At 38.7% G+C, this 23,946-nt stretch carries 23 protein-coding genes; 13 read left to right on the plus strand and 10 right to left on the minus strand.

The genetic code is table 11. From position 1 onward, the window contains the following. Positions 1–96: 96 nt before the first annotated feature. The 10 genes from G504_RS0104700 (at position 97) to G504_RS19115 (ending at position 9,550) form a co-directional block, all read left to right on the plus strand. A complete protein-coding gene (locus tag G504_RS0104700; protein ID WP_019668987.1) occupies positions 97–711 on the plus strand; it encodes a GNAT family N-acetyltransferase in 615 nt (204 codons plus the stop codon). Next, complete coding sequence (locus G504_RS0104705) at positions 708–1,898, plus strand: argininosuccinate synthase (RefSeq protein WP_019668988.1); 1,191 nt, start codon at positions 708–710, stop codon at positions 1,896–1,898. The genes G504_RS0104700 and G504_RS0104705 overlap by 4 nt, the downstream gene beginning before the upstream one ends. Continuing rightward, positions 1,891–2,865: an N-acetyl-gamma-glutamyl-phosphate reductase gene (gene argC / locus G504_RS0104710; RefSeq protein ID WP_019668989.1), complete on the plus strand. Its 975-nt coding sequence runs from the start codon at positions 1,891–1,893 to the stop codon at positions 2,863–2,865. The genes G504_RS0104705 and argC overlap by 8 nt, the downstream gene beginning before the upstream one ends. 40 nt (positions 2,866–2,905) lie before the next feature. After that, positions 2,906–3,703, plus strand: coding sequence for a pyrroline-5-carboxylate reductase (proC, locus tag G504_RS0104715; protein ID WP_019668990.1), 798 nt, complete (start codon positions 2,906–2,908; stop codon positions 3,701–3,703). Between the two features lie 43 nt (positions 3,704–3,746). Next, positions 3,747–4,874 (plus strand): aspartate aminotransferase family protein, encoded by a 1,128-nt coding sequence (locus G504_RS0104720; protein ID WP_019668991.1) that lies wholly within the window; start codon positions 3,747–3,749, stop codon positions 4,872–4,874. Further along, positions 4,871–5,812: a Rossmann-fold NAD(P)-binding domain-containing protein gene (locus tag G504_RS0104725; RefSeq protein WP_019668992.1), complete on the plus strand. Its 942-nt coding sequence runs from the start codon at positions 4,871–4,873 to the stop codon at positions 5,810–5,812. The genes G504_RS0104720 and G504_RS0104725 overlap by 4 nt, the downstream gene beginning before the upstream one ends. Before the next feature lie 39 nt (positions 5,813–5,851). Continuing rightward, entirely contained in the window at positions 5,852–6,631 is a 780-nt protein-coding gene (argB, locus tag G504_RS0104730) for an acetylglutamate kinase (RefSeq protein WP_019668993.1), read from the plus strand. Beyond that, positions 6,628–7,710 (plus strand): M20 family metallo-hydrolase, encoded by a 1,083-nt coding sequence (locus G504_RS0104735; RefSeq protein ID WP_019668994.1) that lies wholly within the window; start codon positions 6,628–6,630, stop codon positions 7,708–7,710. Before argB ends, G504_RS0104735 begins: the two co-directional genes overlap by 4 nt. Positions 7,711–7,738: 28 nt before the next feature. Then, positions 7,739–9,013: an argininosuccinate lyase gene (argH, locus tag G504_RS0104740; RefSeq protein WP_019668995.1), complete on the plus strand. Its 1,275-nt coding sequence runs from the start codon at positions 7,739–7,741 to the stop codon at positions 9,011–9,013. A gap of 96 nt (positions 9,014–9,109) precedes the next feature. Next, positions 9,110–9,550, plus strand: a complete 441-nt coding sequence (locus G504_RS19115) for a BLUF domain-containing protein (RefSeq protein ID WP_019668996.1) — start codon at positions 9,110–9,112, stop codon at positions 9,548–9,550. A 1-nt stretch (position 9,551) separates the two neighbouring features. Here G504_RS19115 and G504_RS0104750 read toward each other — a convergent pair whose 3' ends face one another. From G504_RS0104750 to G504_RS0104770, 5 genes are all read right to left on the minus strand, one after another. Then, on the minus strand, positions 9,552–10,394 hold the full coding sequence (locus G504_RS0104750; RefSeq protein WP_019668997.1) for a pseudouridine synthase: 843 nt from the start codon (positions 10,392–10,394) through the stop codon (positions 9,552–9,554). Positions 10,395–10,466: 72 nt separating this feature from the next. Beyond that, positions 10,467–11,417 (minus strand): carbon-nitrogen hydrolase family protein, encoded by a 951-nt coding sequence (locus G504_RS0104755; protein ID WP_019668998.1) that lies wholly within the window; start codon positions 11,415–11,417, stop codon positions 10,467–10,469. Further along, positions 11,417–12,322: a geranylgeranylglycerol-phosphate geranylgeranyltransferase gene (locus G504_RS0104760; RefSeq protein ID WP_019668999.1), complete on the minus strand. Its 906-nt coding sequence runs from the start codon at positions 12,320–12,322 to the stop codon at positions 11,417–11,419. Before G504_RS0104760 ends, G504_RS0104755 begins: the two co-directional genes overlap by 1 nt. A gap of 10 nt (positions 12,323–12,332) precedes the next feature. Then, positions 12,333–13,271, minus strand: a complete 939-nt coding sequence (locus G504_RS0104765) for a mevalonate kinase family protein (protein ID WP_019669000.1) — start codon at positions 13,269–13,271, stop codon at positions 12,333–12,335. A gap of 59 nt (positions 13,272–13,330) precedes the next feature. Continuing rightward, complete coding sequence (locus G504_RS0104770; protein WP_019669001.1) at positions 13,331–14,413, minus strand: diphosphomevalonate/mevalonate 3,5-bisphosphate decarboxylase family protein; 1,083 nt, start codon at positions 14,411–14,413, stop codon at positions 13,331–13,333. Positions 14,414–14,510: 97 nt separating this feature from the next. Here G504_RS0104770 and G504_RS0104775 point away from each other — a divergent pair, with 97 nt between their 5' ends. Further along, on the plus strand, positions 14,511–14,984 hold the full coding sequence (locus G504_RS0104775) for a TspO/MBR family protein (protein ID WP_026348400.1): 474 nt from the start codon (positions 14,511–14,513) through the stop codon (positions 14,982–14,984). On the opposite strand, the gene G504_RS0104780 is transcribed toward G504_RS0104775, so the two are convergent. Next, on the minus strand, positions 14,981–15,523 hold the full coding sequence (locus tag G504_RS0104780; protein WP_019669004.1) for a DUF1697 domain-containing protein: 543 nt from the start codon (positions 15,521–15,523) through the stop codon (positions 14,981–14,983). The genes G504_RS0104775 and G504_RS0104780 overlap by 4 nt on opposite strands. Positions 15,524–15,652: 129 nt before the next feature. Here G504_RS0104780 and glpK point away from each other — a divergent pair, with 129 nt between their 5' ends. Further along, positions 15,653–17,143 carry a glycerol kinase GlpK gene (gene glpK / locus G504_RS0104785; RefSeq protein WP_019669005.1) on the plus strand — a complete coding sequence of 497 codons (1,491 nt, stop codon included), beginning with the start codon at positions 15,653–15,655 and terminating at the stop codon, positions 17,141–17,143. Positions 17,144–17,162: 19 nt separating this feature from the next. Continuing rightward, positions 17,163–17,897, plus strand: coding sequence for an MIP/aquaporin family protein (locus G504_RS0104790; protein WP_019669006.1), 735 nt, complete (start codon positions 17,163–17,165; stop codon positions 17,895–17,897). A 13-nt stretch (positions 17,898–17,910) separates the two neighbouring features. On the opposite strand, the gene G504_RS0104795 is transcribed toward G504_RS0104790, so the two are convergent. The 4 genes from G504_RS0104795 to G504_RS0104810 form a co-directional block, all read right to left on the minus strand. Further along, complete coding sequence (locus G504_RS0104795) at positions 17,911–19,200, minus strand: BaiN/RdsA family NAD(P)/FAD-dependent oxidoreductase (protein WP_019669007.1); 1,290 nt, start codon at positions 19,198–19,200, stop codon at positions 17,911–17,913. Beyond that, a complete protein-coding gene (locus G504_RS0104800) occupies positions 19,200–19,946 on the minus strand; it encodes a glycerophosphodiester phosphodiesterase (RefSeq protein ID WP_019669008.1) in 747 nt (248 codons plus the stop codon). Before G504_RS0104800 ends, G504_RS0104795 begins: the two co-directional genes overlap by 1 nt. Positions 19,947–20,140: 194 nt before the next feature. Further along, complete coding sequence (locus G504_RS0104805) at positions 20,141–22,018, minus strand: alpha-amylase family protein (RefSeq protein ID WP_026348401.1); 1,878 nt, start codon at positions 22,016–22,018, stop codon at positions 20,141–20,143. A gap of 1 nt (position 22,019) precedes the next feature. Next, complete coding sequence (locus G504_RS0104810; RefSeq protein ID WP_019669010.1) at positions 22,020–23,906, minus strand: glycoside hydrolase family 13 protein; 1,887 nt, start codon at positions 23,904–23,906, stop codon at positions 22,020–22,022. Between the last annotated feature and the right edge of the window lie 40 nt (positions 23,907–23,946).

Raw genomic sequence — 23,946 nt, forward strand, 5'->3', positions numbered from 1 at the left:
CTCGCCCGTAAGGGTGTATTTCTTTCTTGGAAATAGGTGAGTCCATTTCCGCACAATCAAATCAACTGTTTTTTACACCTATAAATAAAGCTAGCAATGGAAATATTAATTGCTAACGAATCGCACTTTAAATACGCCAAAATAATTAGTGACACTATAACCGAATCGGCTAGTGTGCGCGGAACCGGTATCGCCCAAAGAACGCCGGAATACATCATAAAAAGACTGGAAAATGGAAATGCCGTTATTGCTCTGGACGGTGACAAATTTGCCGGATTCTGTTATATAGAAGTGTGGGGTCACAAAAAGTTTGTTGCGAATTCCGGGCTTATAGTCCACCCCGATTACAGGAACCAAGGCCTGGCAAAAAAAATTAAGAAAGCAATTTTTGAACTCTCTTTAAAAAAGTTCCCGGAAGCTAAAATCTTTGGCATTACAACCGGTCTAGCTGTAATGAAGATGAATTACGAACTGGGATATAAACCCGTTACATTTTCAGAATTGACTGATGATCCTGCCTTTTGGAAAGGATGCCAGACATGTAAAAATTTTGATGTACTTACGAGGACCGAACAAAAAATGTGTTTGTGTACCGGTATGTTATATGATCCCGCTTTGGCAGCTGCAAAAAAAGAAAAACTCAACGATAAGGCTTTTAAAAGGCTTAAAAGAATTAAGGAAAGACTACTTCTAAAACGAAAGAACAAATGAAAAAATTAGTTTTGGCATATAGCGGGGGACTTGATACTTCTTATTGCGCCAAATATTTATCCCGGGAAGAAGGTTTTGAAGTACATGCAGTAAGTGTCAATACCGGTGGGTTTTCCCCGGAAGAAATTACAAGCATTAAGGAAAAGGCCATTCAGCTGGGTGCTTCGAGCTATACTTCCATTGATGCTCTGGAACATTTTTATGAAAAGGTAGTAAAGTACTTAATTTACGGCAACGTATTAAGAAATAATACATATCCCTTATCTGTAAGTGCAGAAAGAATAGTTCAGGCTATCGAAATTGTAAACCATGCCAAAAAAATAGGCGCCGGGTATATAGCCCATGGCAGTACGGGCGCAGGTAATGACCAGGTGAGGTTTGATATGATTTTCCAGACTCTGGCACCTGATATTAAAATTATTACTCCCATAAGGGATAAAAGTCTGTCAAGGGAAGCGGAGATTAAGTACCTTCAGGAAAACGGTATTGAGTATTCCTGGGAAAAGGCTAAATATTCTGTAAATAAAGGATTATGGGGTACTTCAGTTGGTGGCGATGAAACACTTACTTCTGATTTGCCTTTACCGGAATCTGCATTCCCTTCTCAGTTGGTTGCTACAGAACCAAAGGATATTAAGCTGGGTTTTTTCAAGGGAGAATTGGTTTCCATTAACGGTCAGGAGGGAACTCCGATTGAAAATATTATTGCACTGGATGCTATAGCCTCGGCATATGCCATAGGCAGGGATATTCATGTAGGTGATACCATCATAGGCATAAAAGGAAGAGTAGGCTTTGAAGCTGCGGCATCAATGATAATAATCAAATCCCATCATTTATTGGAAAAACACACCCTTAGCAAATGGCAGCAATTCCAAAAAGAGCAATTGGGCAATTTTTACGGAATGCTATTACATGAAGGGAATTATCTGGATGAGGTAATGAGAAATATCGAAGCCTTTTTAACAGATACACAAAGAAATGTATCGGGTGAGGTTACAGTAAGTTTACACCCCTATCGATTTGAATTAAATGGCATTAGGTCTGAGAATGATTTAATGAATGCCTCATTTGGCAATTATGGAGAAACAAATAAAGCCTGGTCAGCCGATGACGCGAAGGGCTTCATTAAAATTTTGTCCAATCCGGGTAAAATAGCGAATCAAATAACTAAGAATCATGATTAGAGCAGGTATTATCGGAGGGTCCGGATATACGGGGGGAGAGCTTATTAGGCTTTTAATAAATCATCCCAAAGTGGAGATCGACTTCGTATATAGCAGGACAAAGTCCGGCAAAAAAATTAGTGGGGCGCATGCAGATTTGCTGGGTACTACAGATCTGGCTTTTACAGATTCCATCAATCCGGAAGTCGATATACTTTTCCTGTGCCTGGGTCATGGTAATTCCAAGAGTTTTCTAAGTGAGTATTCTTTTTCATCCAAAACAAAGATTGTTGATTTAAGCAATGATTTCAGATTGATGCAAGATGCTTCTTTCAGCGGAAAAGATTTTGTATATGGCCTTCCCGAATTAAATAAAAACACAATTACAAGTGCAGAATATATTGCCAATCCGGGTTGTTTTGCGACCTGCATTCAGTTGGCTTTACTTCCACTGGCCGATGCCAAATTGTTGAATTCTGAGGTCCATATAAATGCAGTAACCGGGAGCACCGGGGCCGGAGTCATGCCATCTCCAACCACGCATTTTAGCTGGAGAAACAATAATGCATCCTGGTATAAAGCTTTTACACACCAACATCTCGGAGAAATAAATGAAAGTCTGGAATCGCTTCAGGAAGACATTGGTGAACTTTTTTTTATTCCCAACAGGGGCAACTTTTCCCGTGGTATTCTGAGCACAGCATATACCAGGTTTGAAGGCAGTGATGCAGAAGCCTCTGATCTATATCATGAATTCTATAAAGATGCAGTTTTTACACAGATTTCAGAAGATCCTGTACACCTTAAGCAAGTGGTGAATACGAATAATTGTCATATCCACCTGCATAAGCACAAAAATGTTCTACTAATAACATCTGTAATTGATAACCTGCTTAAAGGTGCATCCGGACAAGCAGTACAAAACATGAATTTAATGTTTGGTTTTGATGAAAGCCGGGGTTTGAATTTAAAAGCGACTGTTTATTAAAAGGAACCCTAAAAAGAAATAAGATCTTAAATAAGTATATATGAAAATAGCCATTATTGGAGCAGGAAATTTAGGTTTATCCATTGCCAAGGGAGTTTTACATAGTAATGGAGCTACCACCATGTATCTGACCAAAAGACATGCAGACAGCATTAAGAACTATGAAAAATATGGAAATGTAACTGTAGGTTCAGATAATAGAAAAGCAGTAGAAAAATCTGATATTTTAATTTTTGCTGTACAACCACGCGATTTTGCCAAGATTTTAGAAGAAGTTAAAGATCTTCTAACTGATAAACATGTAATCATTTCTACCATAACCGGCTTTAGTATTGAAAAAATGGAAGCTATTCTCGGAAAGGAAAAACATATTATCCGCAGCATGCCTAATACGGCTATTTCTGTTGGCAAATCTATGACTTGCGTGTGCTCCAATACAGCCGGTAATAAGCGTATAGATCTTGCAAAAGCCATTTTTAACAGAATGGGGTATTCCATGGAAATACCGGAAAACCAAATGCAAGCGGCTACTGTAATATGTGCAAGTGGAATCGCCTTTTGGATGCGTCTGATAAGAGCAACCACGCAAGGGGCTATTCAATTAGGTTTCGATGCTAAGGAAGCTCAGGAACTGGCTATGTATACTTGTAATGGCGCAGCGGGATTACTAATAGAATCCGGGAATCATCCGGAAGAAGAAATAGACAAGGTAACGACACCAATGGGTTGTACTATTCAAGGGTTAAACGAAATGGAGCATCAGGGCTTAAGCTCTTCGCTTATAAGGGGAATAGTGGCTTCCTTCGAGAAAATAAACGAATTTAAAACGAAGGACTAGGTATTGAGATTTATTCCTATGAACCTTTTCTAAAAAGAAATAAATGGAACTATTTGATGTGTACCCTCTTTATGATGTAACACCGGTTAAAGCAAAGGGTATTGTAGTAATTGATGAGAAAGGAGATAAATATCTGGATTTTTATGGCGGCCATGCGGTTATCTCCATTGGACATTCACACCCCTATTACATTAATTGCATTAAAAATCAATTAGATCAGATTGGCTTTTACAGCAACTCGGTTAAAAATCCATTACAAAAACAACTGGCAGCCAGGTTGGGACAATTATCGAAGTGCGAGGATTATAATTTATTTTTATGCAATTCGGGAGCAGAAGCTAATGAGAATGCCTTAAAATTAGCATCTTTTCATACCAATAAATCACGGGTAATTGCATTTACAAATAGTTTTCATGGCAGAACCTCGGCTGCAGTTGCGGCAACCGACAATGAAAAGATAAATGCTCCTATAAATAAACAACAAAAGGTTACATTTTTACCATTTGAGGATCTTAAAGCCTTTGAGACGGAAATTAAAAAGGGGGATGTCTGTGCGGTAATTTTGGAAGCTATTCAGGGAGTCGGCGGCCTGGATGAACCATCCGGGAAGTTCTTTCGGGAAATTGCTGCATTATGTAAAAATTATGGTGTAGTTCTAATTGCAGATGAGGTGCAATCTGGTTTTGGACGCAGTGGTTCTTTTTTTGCCTTTCAGCATCATGACATTGAACCAGATATTATTACAATAGCCAAGGGCATGGGGAATGGCTTTCCCGTTGGTGGGGTATTAATTCATAAAAGAATAGAGGCATCCTATGGCATGCTTGGGACTACTTTTGGGGGGAATCATCTTGCCTGCACGGCTGTTTTGGCAGTTTTAGAGGTTCTGGAAAAAGAAAAGCTAATTGAAAATGCTGAAAAACTGGGTAAATATTTCAAAGAAAAAGCCAAAGAAATCCCACAGGTTAAGGAAATTAAAGGCAGGGGGCTTATGCTTGGATTAAAGTTTGATTTTGAGGTTGCGGATTTGCGCAAACGACTAATACACAACCAACATCTTTTTACAGGAGGCGCAAAAGACAAACAAGTTCTCAGGATTCTCCCTGCGCTGACAATTAATGAAAAGGATCTGGATCTGTTTTTTGAAGCCTTAAAAAATGAATTGCAATGAAGCATTATCTTTCTGTAAACGACATAGATTCGATTAATGAATGGGTTAAAGACGCCTTGATTCTTAAGAAAAATCCATTGGCATTTAATAAGCTTGGAAAACAAAAGACCATTGGGTTGTTATTCTTCAATAATAGTTTAAGAACACGTCTAAGTACACAAAAGGCCGCAATGCACCTCGGGATGACATTCATGACCATGAATTTTGGCAAAGATGGATGGGCACTGGAGTTTGAAGACAGATCTATCATGGATAAAGGTAATGCCGAACATATAAAGGAAGCCGCGCAGGTAGTCTCACAATATTGTGATATCCTGGGAATCCGTGCTTTTCCATCCTTAAAAAATAAGGAAGCCGATGAATCCGAAACGGTTATAAATTCATTCAGTAAATATGCAAGCATCCCCGTTCTGAATATGGAGAGTTCACTAAGTCATCCTCTCCAGGCTTTGGCAGATCTCATAACAATTGAAGAACACAAGAAGAAATCAAACCCAAAAATTGTATTGTCCTGGGCTCCTCATCCCAGAGCTCTTCCACATGCCGTGGCAAATTCCTTTGTAAAAGCTATGCAACTAAAGCAAGCCGATTTTACAATCACACATCCTGAAGGATATGAACTAGATCCAAAAATCACTAATGGTTGCCGAATAGAATACGATCAGGAAAAAGCACTGAATAATGCGGATTTTGTTTATGTTAAGAATTGGAGCAGCTATAAAGATTATGGTAAGGTAATTAACCAGGATAAAAATTGGATGATGACTCAAAAAAAACTGGGAACTGCCAAATTTATGCATTGCCTGCCAGTAAGGCGCAATGTAGTTGTAGAAGATGAAGTACTGGACGGGAATCAGTCTCTGGTTATTGCGCAGGCTAACAACAGAACTTTTGCTGCTCAAATCGTTTTAAAGAAGCTATTGGAATCATTAAAATAATTGAACTTTTGCCGCATATACGGCAAAAAACAGGAAGCTATGAAACAAAAACTTTCAATAATAAAAATTGGAGGGAATATAATTGAAGATCAGGATTACTTATCTCAATTTCTGAAACTATTTGCCCAACTGGAAGGCCGCAAAATTTTGGTTCACGGCGGTGGAAAGCGAGCTACAGATTTAGGCAAAAGACTTGGGATAGAATCTAAAATGGTAGAGGGAAGAAGAATTACGGATGCCCAAAGTCTCGAACTTGTTGTTATGGTCTATGCCGGCTTAGTTAATAAAAATATAGTGGCTCAGCTACAGGCAAATAATTCTAATGCGATCGGATTAAGCGGTGCCGATGCAAATACGGTAATTGCAGTAAAAAGGCCGGTAAACAAATTGGACTTTGGCTTTGTTGGCGATATCGTTGATGTTAATGCCGGATCTATATCCGTGCTATTGAACGCCGAATTCGTACCTGTTTTTTGTGCTTTGACCCATGATACAAAAGGGCAGTTATTCAATACAAATGCAGATACAATTGCCTCTGAAGTGGCCATAGCCATGAGCCAGGCTTATGATACAACATTATATTATTGTTTCGAGAAAAAAGGAGTTCTTCGCTCTGTTACAGATGAAGATTCTGTTATACAGAAAATTAACCGGGAAAATTATCAAAAGCTGAAGCAGGATAAAATTGTTGCAGATGGAATGCTTCCAAAGTTGGATAACTGTTTTCACGCACTGAACAAAGAGGTTCAGCGGGTTTGTATTGGAGATATCTCCATGTTTGAGCCCGAAGCGCAATTATTTACTACAATAACCTTATGATAACAGAACAAAATTTATTGACCAAAAAAGCGATTGAATTACTGCAAAAGCTAATTGCCACCCCTTCTTTTTCCTCAGAAGAAGACATGTCAGCGCAACATCTTGAAAATTGGTTCAAGGAATTTGATATTCCATATAAAAGAGAAAACAATAACGTATATGCCTTCAATAAATACTTTGACAAGGAGAAACCTAATTTACTGCTAAATTCACATCACGATACCGTAAAACCCAACGAAGCATATTCCAGAGACCCATTTGAACCTCATATTGTGGATGGCAAGCTTTTTGGTCTTGGAAGTAATGATGCCGGGGGTTGCCTGGTTTCACTTATTGCGACTTTTACCTTTTTTTATGAATCGAAGAATTTAAATCACAATATAATAATCGCGGCTACAGCTGAGGAGGAAAGTTCCGGAAACAAGGGTTTAAATAGCCTTTTAACTATCCTTCCGGAAATTGATGTTGCAATCGTTGGGGAACCAACATTGATGAACCTGGCGATCGCAGAAAAAGGCCTTGTTGTTTTTGATGCAACAGTTCATGGCACTCCTTCTCATGCAGCACATCCAAATAGCAATAATGCCATTTATAATACCATTGAAGTGTTGGAATGGTTTAAGAATTATAAATTTCCGAAAATTTCCGAAGTCCTGGGCGAAGTAAAATTAACGGTTACACAAATTAAGGCTGGCAGCCAGCATAATGTCGTTCCTGCTAAAGTAAATCTGGTTATTGATGTGCGTGTTAATGACAGGTACAATAATAAGGAAATTGCAGAAATTTTGTCGAATGAAGCCCCCTGTGAACTAAAGCCAAGATCACTAAGGCTAAATTCTTCATGTATAGACAAGAATCATCCTTTGGTAATTTCAGGGATTGCATTGGGAAGAAGCTCATACGGGTCTCCTACCCTTTCAGATCAGGCTGCGCTTAGCTGTCCCTCATTAAAATTAGGTCCGGGAGATAGTACACGCTCACATTCTGCCGATGAATTTATTTTCATTGAGGAAATTGAAGGAGCAATTGATCTTTACATTAAGATTCTGAACGGATTTTTAAATAAAAAAGAGCTTTAAAGAGGAATAACCACTAAAAATAAAAGCAATGAAACTTTGGGACAAAGGATACAGCACAGACAAAAAAATAGATCAGTTTACAGTGGGTAATGACAGGGAGCTTGATTTGGTACTGGCTAAATACGATATACAAGCCTCCTCAGCCCATGCTAAAATGCTGGGTAAAATTGGCTTATTGACAGCTGAGGAAACCCAGGCCCTGCTTAGGGAACTGGAAAATATAGCCCTTAGCATCAAAGAAGGAAATTTCATCATTGAAGATTCGTTTGAGGATGTCCATTCTAAAATAGAATATATCCTTACCGAAAAACTGGGCGATACGGGGAAAAAGATTCATACCGCCCGTTCCCGAAATGATCAGGTTTTGGCAGCTATGCAATTGTATCTTAAAGAAGAATTATCTGAAATAAAACACCTTACTAAAGAACTCTTTAATTTACTGCTCCGACTTGCAGACAAACATAAAGAACAACTTTTACCAGGATATACCCACTTTCAGATTGCGATGCCTTCTTCATTTGGCTTGTGGTTCTCCGCCTATGCCGAAAGCCTGGTAGATGATCTTCATTTTGTAGGTGCAGCGTACAAGATAGCAGATCAAAATCCGCTTGGAAGTGCAGCCGGATATGGAAGTTCATTTCCCATAGATCGTTCCTATACAACTTCGGAAATGGGTTTCGCAGATTTGAAATATAATGTTATTGCTGCCCAAATGGGACGGGGAAAAGTGGAGAAAGCTGTAGCAATTGGAATTTCGGGAATTGCAGATACTCTTTCAAAACTCGCGATGGATATTTGCCTCTATATGAGTCAGAATTTCAACTTTATTTCATTTCCGGATGCATTAACAACGGGAAGCAGTATTATGCCTCATAAAAAAAATCCGGATGTCTTTGAACTAATAAGGGCCAAATGTAACAGCCTGCAGGCCATCCCTAACCAGATAACCTTAATCACAAGCAATTTACCCAGTGGCTATCACAGGGACCTTCAAATCGTAAAGGGATTGATAATACCTGCTATTCAAGAAATAAAATCCTGTTTGGAAATGATGACTTTTACTTTAAAGGATATTAATGTGAATGCCAACATTCTGGATGATCCTAAGTACGATTATCTTTTTAGTGTAGACACATTAAATCATCTTGTACTTAACGGAATGCCCTTCCGAGAAGCATACAAACAAATAGGTTCCGAAATTGAAGCAGGAAATTTTAAACCCGAAAAACATTTAAACCATACCCATGAGGGCAGTCTGGGCAATTTATGCCTCGATAAGATAAAGGCCAAAATGAAACCATGAATTTTGTGTGCATTTTTCACTAAATGATTCCCTAAACGAACTTAAAGAATAAATATTTTTATCTTTAAGGAAGGGATTACAGATACGCTATTAATCATGTTTTGTCTCGTTTATAGATCCACTGCTCAACTGGCTTTTAAGACAGTTGATGTTAAAGAAATGCTGGAAAAAGCCAGGTTTAGCAATTCACGCGATAATATTACAGGTTGTTTGCTGTATTATGAAGGTGAGTTTATTCAGTATCTTGAAGGTAATCAGATTAAGGTTCTAAACCTCTTCGATAAGATCAAAGCAGATAAACGGCACAAAGACATCTCTATTCTAGCTCACGGTATAACAGATTCCCGGGAATTTAAGGATTGGGAAATGGCCTATGCAGATTACTTTGGAGACAATGACCAAATTAACTATTTCCGGTTATTGCTCGATTCTTATGAAGAAATGGAAGATTCATCTATTCACCCAAACCCGTCTTTTAATGCCTTTTGGATTGCTGTCAGGGAAAATCTTGGAAAACCTCTAACGTCACAGCCCTGAATTATTGGTTCATCCCTAAATTTATGACTTCCTGTTTGGTTAAATGTCTCCAATGTCCGCGTGGAAGATCTTTTTTAGTTAAGCCTGCAAATATTACACGATCCAGTTTTTTTACCTCATACCCCAGGTGTTCGAAGATTCGCCGCACAATCCTGTTTCTTCCACTGTGTATTTCGATACCTACCTCTCGTTTTGGGGAATTGTTTATATAACTTATTTCATCAACCTTTATCGGACCATCATCTAACGTAATGCCTTCCTGTATTTTTTTTAGGTCTTCCGCTGTAAGGTTTTTGTTCAATTCAACATGGTAAATCTTTCGAATACCATGTTTAGGATGTGTAAGTTTTTTTGACAGATCCCCGTCATTGGTAAAAAGCAAGAGGCCGGTGGTGTTCCTGTCTAGTCTGCCAACCGGTACTAATCTGGATTTTGAGGCTTTCGAAACCAGTTCCATTACTGTTCTTCGCCCTTTTTCGTCGCTTGTAGTCGTGATAAAATTCTTGGGCTTATTCAACAGTACATATTCCTTTTTCTGCGGGTTTAGTATACGCCCGTCAAACTTAACAATATCTGTAAGCCTAACTTTGTGGCCCATTTCAGTAATGGTCTTCCCGTTAACGGTTACATTGCCTGCTTCTATATAGGTGTCGGCTTCCCGCCTGGAACAAACTCCGGCATTGGCTACATATTTATTGAGTCTTATTAAATCAGGGTCTGAAGAAACGCGACTAGTACTTTTGGTACGTGGTTTGGCACCTCCTTTTGAGAAAGTTTTTTTTACATACTCCCTGCTTTTTCCCGGAGATTTGCCTTTATCCTTATTTGATTGCGGTCTGCGCATTTTCTATATTTTGAGCAAAGGTAGTAAAGGGAATTGGATGTAGCTTACGGTAAAAGTCAATATATATGAAAGTTAATCCTCCACTTCAATTGTTGACTGCCTTTGCCTGTTTACCACCAACTTGGTTACATCTGGTCTTGAGTAGTGCCCGGCAGGATCAAAATTTTGCCGTTCTTCAAAGACTGCGTTAAAATCTATTGTTTGAAAAATAACTTCTTCCTTCCCAACAACAGGTGCCAGAATCCATTCACCGTCAGGACCTGCTATGCAAGATCCTCCGTTGGCCATGATTTCAGGGGTCTTACTCAATAAGTGCTCTAAGTGAGGTAAATTATCCGGGAAATCATTCTTATTCATGAAAGATGAAACCGAGACTACAAAACTCCTTGATTCCCTGGCTATAAAACGTGTAATGTCTTTTGTATTATAATCACTGCCAGGCCAAACGGCAACATGTAAATTTTCTCCCAGGCCATACATTGCAGCCCTGACCAAAGGCATCCAGTTTTCCCAGCAATTTAACCCTCCTACCGTAAACTGTTTTAATTTATGGGTTTTAAGGCCGTGACCATCTCCCTGTGCCCACGTAAGTCGCTCGTCATAGGTAGGTTGAAGTTTTCGATGAACAGATTTTACTATGCCGTCATTGCTGATGAATACCAAAGAGCAATACAAGCTATGACCACCTCTATCCGGGGCTCGTTCTATAATCCCCAGGTATATTGCTAGCTTATGTTCCCGGGCCAGGTCGCAAATCTCATCAAGGTCCCCATTTTCTACCTGAATAGCATTGTGCATATAGTGCGCATGTATTTCCTTATTTATCTTGAGATCCCAGGAAGCGCCATCTGTATATGCCAGCCAGAAAGGATACCCAGGCAGAAACCCTTCACCAAAGATTAATAGTTCCGCATTATTTTCGGCAGCTGTATGGATGGTTTCCTTTACTTTGGCAATGGTGCCTTTTTGGTCCAGCCATACCGGGGAGATTTGCGCCAGTGCTAATTTTAAATGATTCTTCATCAGAATATCCTGTTTAAAACGAGATCTACGTCAATCAATAATATACTAAAAACCCCGGAAACAATTATAAACTTAAGAATATTGTGGAGCCAGATATAATCTATTTTTGTCCTGGATCTCCAAAGCAAAAATAGAAATACTATTAAAAACAGGATGCAGGCAACAAAGTAAATATACATATAGCCAACATCAAATTTCCTTATTAACAAAGACGCCGGAATTAATGTCAGAAGTATTAGAAGAGTTATGATCAGTTTTGAATAGAATGAACCATACAATACAGGTATGGTCTTGTAATTCTGAGCAAGGTCGCCTGTAATATTTTCCAGGTCTTTAATCATTTCGCGAGCTAAAATTAACAAGAACAAGAAAGTGGCATGAACAAAGATTACAGTTTCAAAATTCCTGTAATAGACTAAAATTGCAAAAAAAGGAGTGACTATTAAAGTGGCGGAAATAATGTTTCCTAAAAAAGGTATTTTCTTTAATCTATGTGAATAAAACCAAATTCCAAATACATAAGCTGAGAAAAATAAGACTGCTCTGAAAGACACATAGCTGGCAAACAGAACGGCAAGAAAATTAAATACAAAATAGGCGCTGAGCTTTGTTCGCTGATTAACCAACCGGTCCAGCATACTTTTTTGAGGCCGGTTAATTAGGTCCTTCTCAGAGTCATAAAAACTATTAATAATATAACCGGCAGATATTACCAGAGCCGATGCTAATACAAGTACAAAAAGGTTTGGATCAAATACTACCTCACGCAGGCGCATGTTGGGAGCCAGAATATAAATAGAGGCCAGATACTGGGCCAGTGTTATCATAAGAACATTGTAGCCTCTTATGATAGAAAACAGACTCAGGCCTTTTAATAGGAAGAGTTTGTTTTTTCTGCTAAGCATTTTCAGGGACTTAGAAGTTGTACACCACTTCTAACTGATAGTCTTTTAAGGCAGTTTTCGCTTTCTCCATATCCTGAGTGAAACCCAAAATATAACCACCGCCTCCGGAACCGCATAATTTCAGGTAGTAGTCATTAGTTTCTATACCCCTTTCCCATAGTTTGTGAAATTCTTTAGGTATCATAGGTTTAAAATGATCCAAAACCACATGCGAAAGTTGCTTGAGATTTCCGAACAGCGATTTTACATTTCCGCTTACAAAATCATCTACACAGGCATCCGTGTGTTTTATAAACTGATCTTTCAAAACTTTACGGAAACCTTCATTTTTCATCTTCTCCATAAAAATTTGAACCATCGGGGCTGTTTCTCCGATAATTCCACTATCCAATAGAAATACCGCACCTTTACCATCCAAATTTTGAGACGGAATACTGGTTGATTCTATATTTTCCTGAGAGTTAATTAGAATAGGTAAACTCAGATAACTGTTTAAGGGGTCCAGGCCGGAAGATTTACCATGGAAAAATGATTCCATTTTACCGAAAATCTCCTTGAGTTTTAGCAATTTTTCACGAGTAAGGTTTTCCAGGATGGTTATTTTTTCAATAGAATACTTGTCATAAATCGCAGCAACCAGGGCGCCACTGCTGCCAATCCCATAACCCTGGGGAATAGAGCTGTCAAAATACATCCCTGTATCTACATCGTCCTTTAAGCTTTTAAGGTCTAAAGAGAATAACTTTGGTTCCCGATCCTGTAAATCACTTAAATAATGATAATACTTTTTAAGGCTTTCATTTGATTTCTCAGCTGTTTCAGACAGGTTTTCGTCTTTTTTCAGAGCACCTTTAAAGAAATTATAGGGAATAGAAAGTCCTTTGGAATCCTTGATGATTCCGTACTCGCCAAAAAGTAAAATTTTTGAATAAAAAAGGGGTCCTTTCATCTAAAATCAATTATTTATACAACTAAGATAAGATGTATTAGCATTAATAAAGGCTCAAATTACATTTTTTTGGCTCCAAAACCAATTTGGTCGCAAATATACTGACCATTTTCACAATAGGCAATTAGCTCTTCTTTTATAAATTTTTCTACCTCCTTCTTCTCATTATTTGGATAAAGCAGGTGCACGTTTGCCCCGGCATCCAGGGTAAAACAAAGATGCTTTTTCCCGGTCCTTCGATATTCCCAAATTTTCTCAATTATGCTAAGTGTATTCGGTTTCATCAGTATAAAATACGGGATGCTGGTCATCATCATTGCATGCAAAGTAAGAGCTTCACTTTCTACTACTTCCATAAAATCATCCAGATTACCTTCGGCGAAAATTGAACGCAATCGAATCAGGTTGTCATGAGCCTGTTTAAATCGTTTTTCACTGAAGGGGTGGCCGTGCATAAGATCATGGCCTAAAGTGCTGCTCACACTCTTCTGTCCCTTATGCACAAGGAGTATTGTATCCTGGTAACTTTTAAACACATCATTTACGGGAAAAGGATAGGGTATTCCGTATAGATTTGTGCTCCCAACTATTTTATCGTGCTCTCCCCATTGCACAAGGCTACCCTTTACGCTTCTGCAGGCACTACCCGATCCCAACCGAGCTAAAAAAGATGCTTTTTTATAAAAAAAATCCGGATTCATTTCTGAAACCATTTGTTTTTCTATATCCATTAGACATAAAGACAATGCAGCCATACTGCTGGCGGAAGAGGCAATTCCACTGCTATGTGGAAAAGTGTTCGACGTATTAATAGAAAAATGATAATTTTTAAGAAAAGGAATATACCTTTCGATTCGTTTGAAAAATGTTTCAATCTTGGGTTTAAAGTCTTCCCTTTTTTGTCCTTCAAAAAGTAAATCAAATGAAAATTCTTTATCTACTTTATCGAGCTTAGTAAATTCAACAGAGGTTATAGTTCTGCACTTATCAAGTGTAAAGCTTACAGAGGCGTTGGCCGGTATTTGATTTTGCTTCTTACCCCAATACTTAACTAATGCAATATTACTCGGGGCTTTCCACTGTACTCTACCTTGTTCCTTGTCATGCGCATAGGATGAAGGAATAAAGTCGTTTTCAATCATTTACAAAACAATTTATGCAAAGATAGTTTTTAACCGCCTTTGCAATAGCCACAATTAAAATAAATTACTATTTTAGATAACTTATGATCAACTAATTTTGAAAAAGAAACTAACCTATATTGCCATTTCCGTAGCCATTTGTCTTCTCATTGGTTTCTTATCGGGCTTTGCTACCCAGTCTTCTGTAGGTGATTGGTATGTATCCCTGAATAAACCCAGTTTTAATCCACCAAATTGGATTTTTGGTCCTGTCTGGACACTGCTGTACATACTAATGGGAATCGCCGCAGGAATTGTTTGGGCCAAAGGTTTTTATCATATTTGGGTGAAAACAGCATTGTATAACTTTGGTTTTCAGTTATTATTTAACGCACTCTGGAGTGTCGTTTTCTTCGGGTTTAAAAACCCATTTTGGGCACTTTTGGTAATTCTGTTTCTCCTCGCATTAATTTTAGTAACTATTAAGTGGTTCAATGTAGTGAGCAGGACTGCTGCATATCTCCTTATCCCCTATTTTTTATGGGTTTGCTTTGCCACTATCTTAAATTATAAAATTTGGGAAATGAATTAGCTGCCTGCCAGCTCCAATAGTTTTAAAGTAGTTTTATGGTTTCTTGCTGTAGCATTAACACCTAGTCTTTTTTCAAAAATATTGGTAGTAAGTTTGGCTTTCCCCATCCCTGCCAGACATTTCAGATAAATATAATCCCTTTGAATAAAAAACCTTTCATTTTTATATTTAGTCTTATTGAATAATTCTACTGCCGCCTTTTGTGGTAAATCTTTCAGGAATACATAATAAATTTTATTGATGTCATCTTCATCAAAAGGTTTAAAAGGATTCTCACTAACTATCTTTTGAAGTTTTGAATTGGTCAATACCATTACCGGCACCTGAAAACCAAATGCCTTTTCTATAGATTGTTCTATTTGATGTTCTAACTTTAGAATATTCGTTTCATTGCACATAAATATTACATTCCCACTTTGGATATAGGATACGACTTCTGAAAAACTCAATTTTTGGAACAAGATCTTCAATTCAGTCATCTTTATTTTCTTGTGACCTCCAACGTTGATCCCGCGCAATAGGGCTATATATTTAGGCATGGTAAAACAAATTTTTACATACAGACAAAGAATACCGGGTTTAAATTAGCGAATTATGAAGTATTACATAAATCAATTACATTTATTACCTTTCACTTGTTAATTCTTTAAATCCATTTTTCAGTTAGTATGCAAACATATATCCTTGCATTTGATCAAGGCACTACAAGCTGTAGAGCACTAATTTTTGATAAAAAGGGAACTATCATTTCCACTTCGCAGAGAGAATTCACACAGTATTTTCCAAAACCGGGCTGGGTAGAGCACGATGCAATGGAAATATGGTCTACACAAGTGGCTATGGCAGCTGAAACCGTTACTAAAAAAGGATTAGAAGCAACCAATATTGCCGCAATAGGGATAACCAATCAACGTGAAACTGTAGTTGTCTGGGATAAAAAAACGGGGAAACCCGTTTATAATGCCATTGTATGGCAAGATAAAAGAACAGCTGACTATTGTGACCTTTTAAAAAGTGAAGGCAAGTCCGGGTGGATACGAGAAAAAACAGGCCTGGTAATCGATGCTTATTTCTCCGGAACAAAAGTAAAATGGATATTGGATAATGTAGAAGGGGTCAGGGAAAGAGCAGAGTCTGGTGACTTGTTAATGGGAACAATAGATTCATGGCTTATCTGGAACATGACCAGGGGAGAATTACATGTGACGGATGTAACCAATGCATGCAGGACACTTCTATTTAATATCAATACCCTGGAATGGGACGACGAACTTTTGAAATTATTTACCATTCCAAAAAGTATGTTGCCCATTGTAAAACAGTCCAGTGAAGTTTATGGGCAGACTGCTCCGGGATTGTTTGCTGCCAGAATTCCTATTTCCGGAATAGCCGGTGATCAGCAGGCTGCATTATTTGGACAAATGTGCACAAAGCAGGGAATGGTTAAAAATACTTATGGCACCGGATGTTTTATGTTAATGAATATTGGCGATAAACCAATAGTATCTAAAAACAACCTTCTTACTTCGGTAGCCTGGCAAATTAATGGTAAGGCCGAGTACGTTCTGGAAGGAAGCATTTTTATTGCCGGTGCTGTTGTACAGTGGCTTAGAGATAGTCTTAAAATCATAAAAACATCTGAAGAAGTAGAACAACTGGCTGGTTCTGTGGAGGATTCCGGCGGGGTATATTTTGTTCCTGCTTTTGCCGGATTAGGCGCTCCACACTGGAATCAGCATGCGCAGGGCACCATTTTTGGTCTTACGCGCGGTAGTACAGATGCCCATATTGCCCGGGCTGCACTGGAATCAATTGCATTCCAGACCATGGATATTTTAAAGGCTATGGAAGCAGATTCGGGAATTACAATTAAGGAATTACGTGTAGATGGTGGTGCTACTGTCAACAATTTACTCATGCAATTTCAGGCTGATGTATTAAATACAGTAACCGTAAGACCCAAAGTAGTAGAAACTACAGTCATGGGGGCGGCTTTCCTTGCAGGACTGGCAGTAGGTTATTGGGACAATCTGGAAGAAATTCAGGAGATTTGGCAAACTGACGTTCATTTTAAACCAACCAAAGACAGGGATTCCATAAATAGTCATATCGAGGGTTGGTATAAGGCCATAAATGCCCTGGAATTTTGGACAAAATAGTTAAAAACCGATAGTATATATGACACCATTTATCGCTGAAATAATAGGTACTTTTCTTTTAATCCTTCTTGGGTGCGGAGTTATTGCCAATGTAGTTCTAAAAGATACCAAGGGGCATAATAGTGGATGGATTGTAATTACCACGGGATGGGCCTTTGCAGTTTATATCGGTGTGCTTGTTGCCGCTCCATACAGTGGTGCACACATAAATCCGGCTGTAAGCATTGGTCTGGCCGCTGCGGGGGAGTTTCCCTGGGAAAGCGTTCCCTCCTATTTGCTAGCCCAATTTATCGGTGCTATGCTGGGTGCTACATTAGTATGGCTGATGCACAAAGATCATTTTGACCGTACGGAAGAACAAAGCTTAAAACTTGCAGTTTTTAGTACCAGCCCGGCAATCAAAAATACATTTACAAATCTTCTGGGAGAAATTTCCGGAACATTTGTCCTGGTTTTCGCTGTTCTCTTTTTTACCGATGCCTCCTTAACTGAATCAGAAACTGTGATTGGTCTGGGTTCTCTGGGGGCACTTCCCGTTGCATTGGTAGTTTGGGGAGTTGGACTTTGTTTGGGTGGTACCACGGGTTATGCAATTAACCCCGCCAGGGACCTGGGACCAAGAATAATGCACGCCATATTACCTATAAAGAACAAGGGGTTAAACAATTGGTCTTATTCCTGGATTCCGGTAATTGGGCCCGTCGTGGGAGGAGTCATTGCGGCTTTACTTTACCTGGCACTTCCATTAGTTTAGTTAATCTTCACTGCTATAAAGACTTCCCAATAGCCTGAGCGGCGATATATGCTCCGGTCCATGCATTTTGAAAGTTGAAGCCTCCGGTAACCGCATCTATATTCAATACTTCTCCGGCAAAATACATGCCGGGGAATAATTTGCTTTCAAAAGTCTTAAAATTTACCTCTTTTAAATCTACACCACCTGCAGTAACAAATTCATCCTTAAAAGTACTCTTGCCCTCTACATTAAATTCTGAAGCCGTTATAAATTGACTGAGTCTTTCTAACTGTTTCCTGGAAACATCAGCCCATTTTAAATCCTTTGCTATATCCGAGGCAACTACCAGTTTTCCCCATAACCTGGCCGGGATGTCGATGGCTTTTGTTTTATAGATCGTCTTCTTGGGGTCAATTTTCTTTATTTCATTAAAAAGAGACAAAAGCCCCTCTTTATGATAGTCCGGCATCCAGTTTATCCTTACCCTAAATCTGTAGTTATATTCATTTAATAATCTTGCTGCCCGGGCCGACAGTTTTAAGACAGCCGGTCCACTTAGACCCCAATGGGTAATCAAAACAGGGCCTTCTGAAGTTAAATTCAAAGCCCCGCCTATTCTGCTTTTAAACCTGGATTTGATCTCCTCCCCCATCATCTGTCTGGGTAAAACTTCAATTTTGGCATGCGTGCTCAGCCCCGGTATTCCGGAAATTCTAACATCATTAATATTAAATGTAAACAAAGAAGGTACAGGCGTTACAATTTTATGACCCAGTTTTTCCAATAAACCCCATATTTTAAGATTACTCCCGGTTGCCACAACAATTCTTTTTGCGTAATAAACCTTTTTAACCGATTGCACCTGCCATACAGCTTCCTCACCAAATTTATTATCCTTGTGAGGCCCAATATCTACAACTGAACTGCTCTTCAGGAGGGCAATACCGTATCTCTCAATTTCACTAAGAAAACATTCAATAATGGTCTGGGAGCTGTTGCTTTCGGGAAACATTCTGCCATCAGACTCCGTTTTTATCCGTATTCCGCGTTTCTCAAAAAACGCTACTGTATCAGCAGTAGAATAGATGTGAAAAGGACCAAGAAGTTCTTTTTCTCCACGGGGATAATTCTTTACCAATGAAGATGGTTCAAATTCGGCATGGGTAACATTGCATCGGCCACCACCGGATACTTTGACTTTAGAAAGCACCTGTTTTCCCCGCTCAAGAATAGCTATTTTCAGTTTGGGATTTGCCTCTGCAATGTGAATGGCACAATAGAATCCCGCGGCCCCTCCCCCTATTATTATAACATCAAACATTACTTGACCCGCTCCGGATAATTTGTAAAAATACCATCGACCCCTATTGATTTCATTTTTGAAATTTGTTCCGCATCATTTACTGTCCAGGTAAATATCTTAAATCCGTGACTTCTGATTTTTGAAACATTTCCTTTGGTTAACCTCTTATAATTTGGGTTAATAGCAACTGCATCCAATTCTTCTGCAATAGCTATGGCATCCAAAGGATTGGACTCTGTAAGGACAGCAATTTCTATATCTTTGTCAATAGCACGCATCTCTTTTAACTCCTGCCAGTTAAAACTTGAAATCAGAAAATCATCCAAACGCCAGCCCCGGTTTTTTATATAAGAATTAATAATTTCATGCACACCTTCGGATGTGCCGGGTCCTTTTAATTCAATATTTAAGGGCACCTTATGATCTATTACATCTAAAACTTCAATTAGTAAAGGAATTTTATGATTCCCTTTAACGGTTAAATTTTTCAGAGCTTCTAAATTCATGTTTTCAATAGCGCCACTGCCATTTGTTAAGCGGTCTATTTTCTCATCATGAAATACTACTATTTCGCCACTGGAAATTTTAAAGACATCTATCTCTATCATATCCACATTCAGCTCCAATGCTTTTTGTATTGAGGCGATGGTATTTTCCGTCTCATGGCCCATAGCTCCCCTGTGTCCTATGTTTAAAATGGTGTTATCCTGTCCTATACAATTCATAAAAAAAAGAATAAGAATAGATGGTAGTAATCCTCTCATCAAACTAAAATTTTATTTGCTCAAAAGTACAACATGATCCTTAGAATAATTAAGAATAAGACGTCTTATAGCATAATGGTTTTGCGCCTGGCACATTTTATTGTAAGGCGCCAGAAGAATCCATAATGCAGCGTTATTTTTAAATCTAAGACCCGGGAATTAGTTTTTAGCGGTCTCGTATCTGACCATTTTAACTAATCCAGGAGTTTAAAGATATAAGATTCCAGCGGAGCAATCTCCACATTTAATTTACCGATTCCATCAATAACCTTCAACTCTTTCTCTGTTTTGTCATATAATGCGTCTTTCACCTTAAAAGACCCCTCTTTCAGGCTCCATTCCTGTATAGTCCCCTGTGGTATTTTTAATTCAAAAGAATAGGATTCTTCGGCATCAAAATTGGAAATGACAATTAGTTTTTCATTTCCGGACCATCGTACATACGAAAGTACTCTGTGGTTATAATTCTCCGTATGCTCTTTGTTGTAATAGTGTATATCAGCATACTTACCCATTAATGCCTCGCTGCCAATTGTAAAATTAAGTAACCGTTTGTAAAAATCTCTTAGTTCCTTTTCTTCGGGTAAAAGCTGACCTCCATCAAACTTTTTATTGTTTACCCACCGTTGATGGTTAGGAACTCCAATATAATCAAATATAGATGTACGGGTAGGACTGCCAAAGCCTGCATGTTCTTTCGCGGGCTCACCTACTTCCTGACCAAAATAGATCATAGTTGGTGAAGTGCTAATTGTGGCTGAAACCACCATGGCAGGTTTTCCCTTTTCAGCATTGCCGGCAAAATCCGGACTGGCAATACGCTGTTCATCATGATTTTCAAGAAAATGCAACATTTGATGTTCTATATCCAGCATTCCTTTTTGTACTACCGGAATATGGTCTGTCCAACCGTGACCCTGCATAATATGTTTCAGGCTATCGTAGAATTCCACCTTATCATATAGGTAATCCATTTTGCCTTTATGAATATAAGTCCTGTACAGATTCGGATTATAAACCTCCGCCAGGAGAAAAGCATCAGGGTTTTTCATTTTAATATTGGAGTTCAGATAGCTCCAGAATTCCACAGGTACCATTTCGGCCATGTCAAAACGAAATCCATCTACCCCCATCTCAAGCCAATACAAGGCAATATCCTTAAATTTTACCCATGAATCCGGGAGGTCCTTATCAGACCAAAAAGCAAAGTGTGCTTTATAATCCTTTTGGGTGTATTCATCGGGCAGGGTTTCAAAATCATATGAGCCATCCGGTCGTACGCCATAATTGATTTTCACAGTTTCGTACCAATCATTGAAGTCTGGTTGCGACAGGCGTGAACCATTTCCTGTCCATTTTGCCGGAACCTCATCAAATTTACCATCCGCCAAAGGGTGTTTTTCACCTCCCAGAGGTAGGTAGCCGTTTTGCCATTCCGGTACTTTGAAGGATCCTTCTGTGATATAATAATAATTATTGTCCTTATCGTATTCCAGGGTAGTATCGTCCTTTGCCCCAAACGGATCATGGCCCTCCGGGGTTGATCCGCCTTCGTATTTTCGGGCAACATGATTTGGAACTATGTCGATTAAAAGTTTTAATCCCGCATTATGTGTTCGCTCAATCAAAGATCTGAATTCCTCCAGTCTATTTGAAAGGTCATCCGCCAGGTCCGGATTAACATTGTAGTAATCTTTAACGGCATAGGGAGATCCTGCCCTGCCTTTCACAACATCCGGATCATCATTAGAAATACCAAATGCCGTATAATCAGTTACCAATGCATGATGCGGCACCCCCGTATACCATATGTGAGTAACCCCAAGATCTTTGATCTCTCGTAAGGCTTTATCTGTAAAATCAGAAAATTTACCCACTCCATTTTCCCGGATAGTCCCCCAGGGCTTGTTTGTGGTATTTGTATTTCCAAACAAACGCGTAAATACCTGATATACCACTTCTTTATTTGATTGATTTATGCTATTCATTTTTTTAATATTTGTTCGTTCTTTTTCCTTAACGCACCCCATAAGTACAAAGCAACTCAATAACACAAAAAAGATCCTTTGCATCTTATTCAGATTTTTTGGTTAATAGTAATACGCCCTTTTCTTTTAATTGCAATTCATTTTTCAAAATTACCTCCTCTGAGCTAAGTACATTTTTAAATCGGGTCCCTATAAGATTCATTTCATTGTATCGCTCCAGGTTTAAGGCAAAAGGTTTCTCATTTTTGTTTAGTACAAGCATTACGGTTTCATCCCTGTCCTGCCTGAAAATAATATAAACGCCATCTTTCGGAGCAAAGTGAACGGTTTTACCCGAGTGAATTGCTGAACTTTGTTTCCTGTAATTCAGTAATTTTCTTGTAAAATCCTGCATTTCTTTCTGATCCTTATTGAGGCCTTCGCCCTTAAAGGCGTTTACCAAATCCTTTTCCCATCCGCCCGGAAAGTCAGTCCGGATTAGACCATGATCTCCGGGATTTTCAGTATTACTAAGCAATACTTCCGTCCCATAATATATTTGAGGTATTCGCGGAGCAGTTAAAATAAATGCGAGTGCCATTTTTGTTTTAACAAAATCTTCATTCAACTGGGTAAATAAGCGATCCATGTCATGATTATCTCCAAAAAGCAATATGGAAGAGGGATCGTGGTAAGCAAAATCATTTGCAAGTCCTTTATATAATTTTATCCAACCCGAATCCCAGTGCTCTTCTTCATTTAGCGCTTCTATTAATGCGCGTTGTAAGGGAAAATCCATTGTCGTTTTTAGGTTAGATTCATAACCATCACTATTACTTACCCCCTGCTGCCAGTAGCGAACCAAAAGAGGGTTATAGGACCACTCCTCCCCAACTATATTGAATTCCGGATATTCGTCCATTATTTTACCTGCCCATCTTGACATAAATGCCTTATCGGGATAAGGATAGGTATCCTGCCTTATTCCACCGAGTTTTAAAGTCTCAATCCACCAAATACTATTCTGAATAATATAATTTGCCATAAATGTATTCTCTTGGTTTAAATCTGGCATTGAGGGCACAAACCAACCATTATTCATAAGGTCTTTATCGGCCTGTGAAGCGTAAAGGTCCTGATTAACTGTGCGCTGATGGTTCGTAATCATTGCCGCAGAGCCTTTCTCGTAATCTGATTGATAGTTTATCCAATCTTTAAATGGTAAATCAGACATCCACCAATGACCGGTCCCGCAATGGTTTGCAACCTGGTCCATTATTAATTTAATGCCATTTTCAGATGCTTTTTTTGAAAGCAACTTATATTTCTCAAGATTTCCAAAACGTGGATCCACCTTGTAAAAGTCCGTCATTGCATAGCCATGATACGAAGTCCGGGGCATATCATTGATCAATAGGGGGGTTGGCCATAAAGCCGTAAAACCCATTTCAGAAATATAATCCAAATGATCGATCATTCCCTGTATATCGCCACCATGCCTGGCGTAATCATCTTTTCTGTCGATCCTTTTTTCCAGTAATCCGGGGACCACATCTAGTTCAGGATCGCCATTTGCAAATCGATCCGGAGTAATTAGATAAACTACATCCGATGCATTAAAACCCAAAAATTCCTTAGAAGACCTTTCTCTTTGGTTTAAAGGATACGAATAAGTAATTTCATTTCCATCCAAAGCAGTAAATACAATTTCCATCCTCCCCGGAGAAGCAATTTCCGAAATAGAAATATCCATGAATAAATAATTGGGGCTTTCAGCCCTGTGGAAAGCTTCCAGCGTAACACCATTGTATAGAATTGACGGAGTAGTTGTGCCAATATCCTTGCCATATATCATTAGCTGTACGCTGGAGTTCTTAAATCCTAACCACCAATTCGGAGGCTCTACCCTATCTATCTGAGCGGTTGAAAAAGTTACTATCAAAAAGAGCATAGCGGTTAAAACAATTGATTTAATCAACCCTCCAATTTTCATCATAGGTTAATTTCTTGTGAAGCATCATCCTAATAAAATC

This window comes from Eudoraea adriatica DSM 19308, from assembly GCF_000382125.1.
Classification (GTDB): Bacteria; Bacteroidota; Bacteroidia; order Flavobacteriales; family Flavobacteriaceae; genus Eudoraea; species Eudoraea adriatica.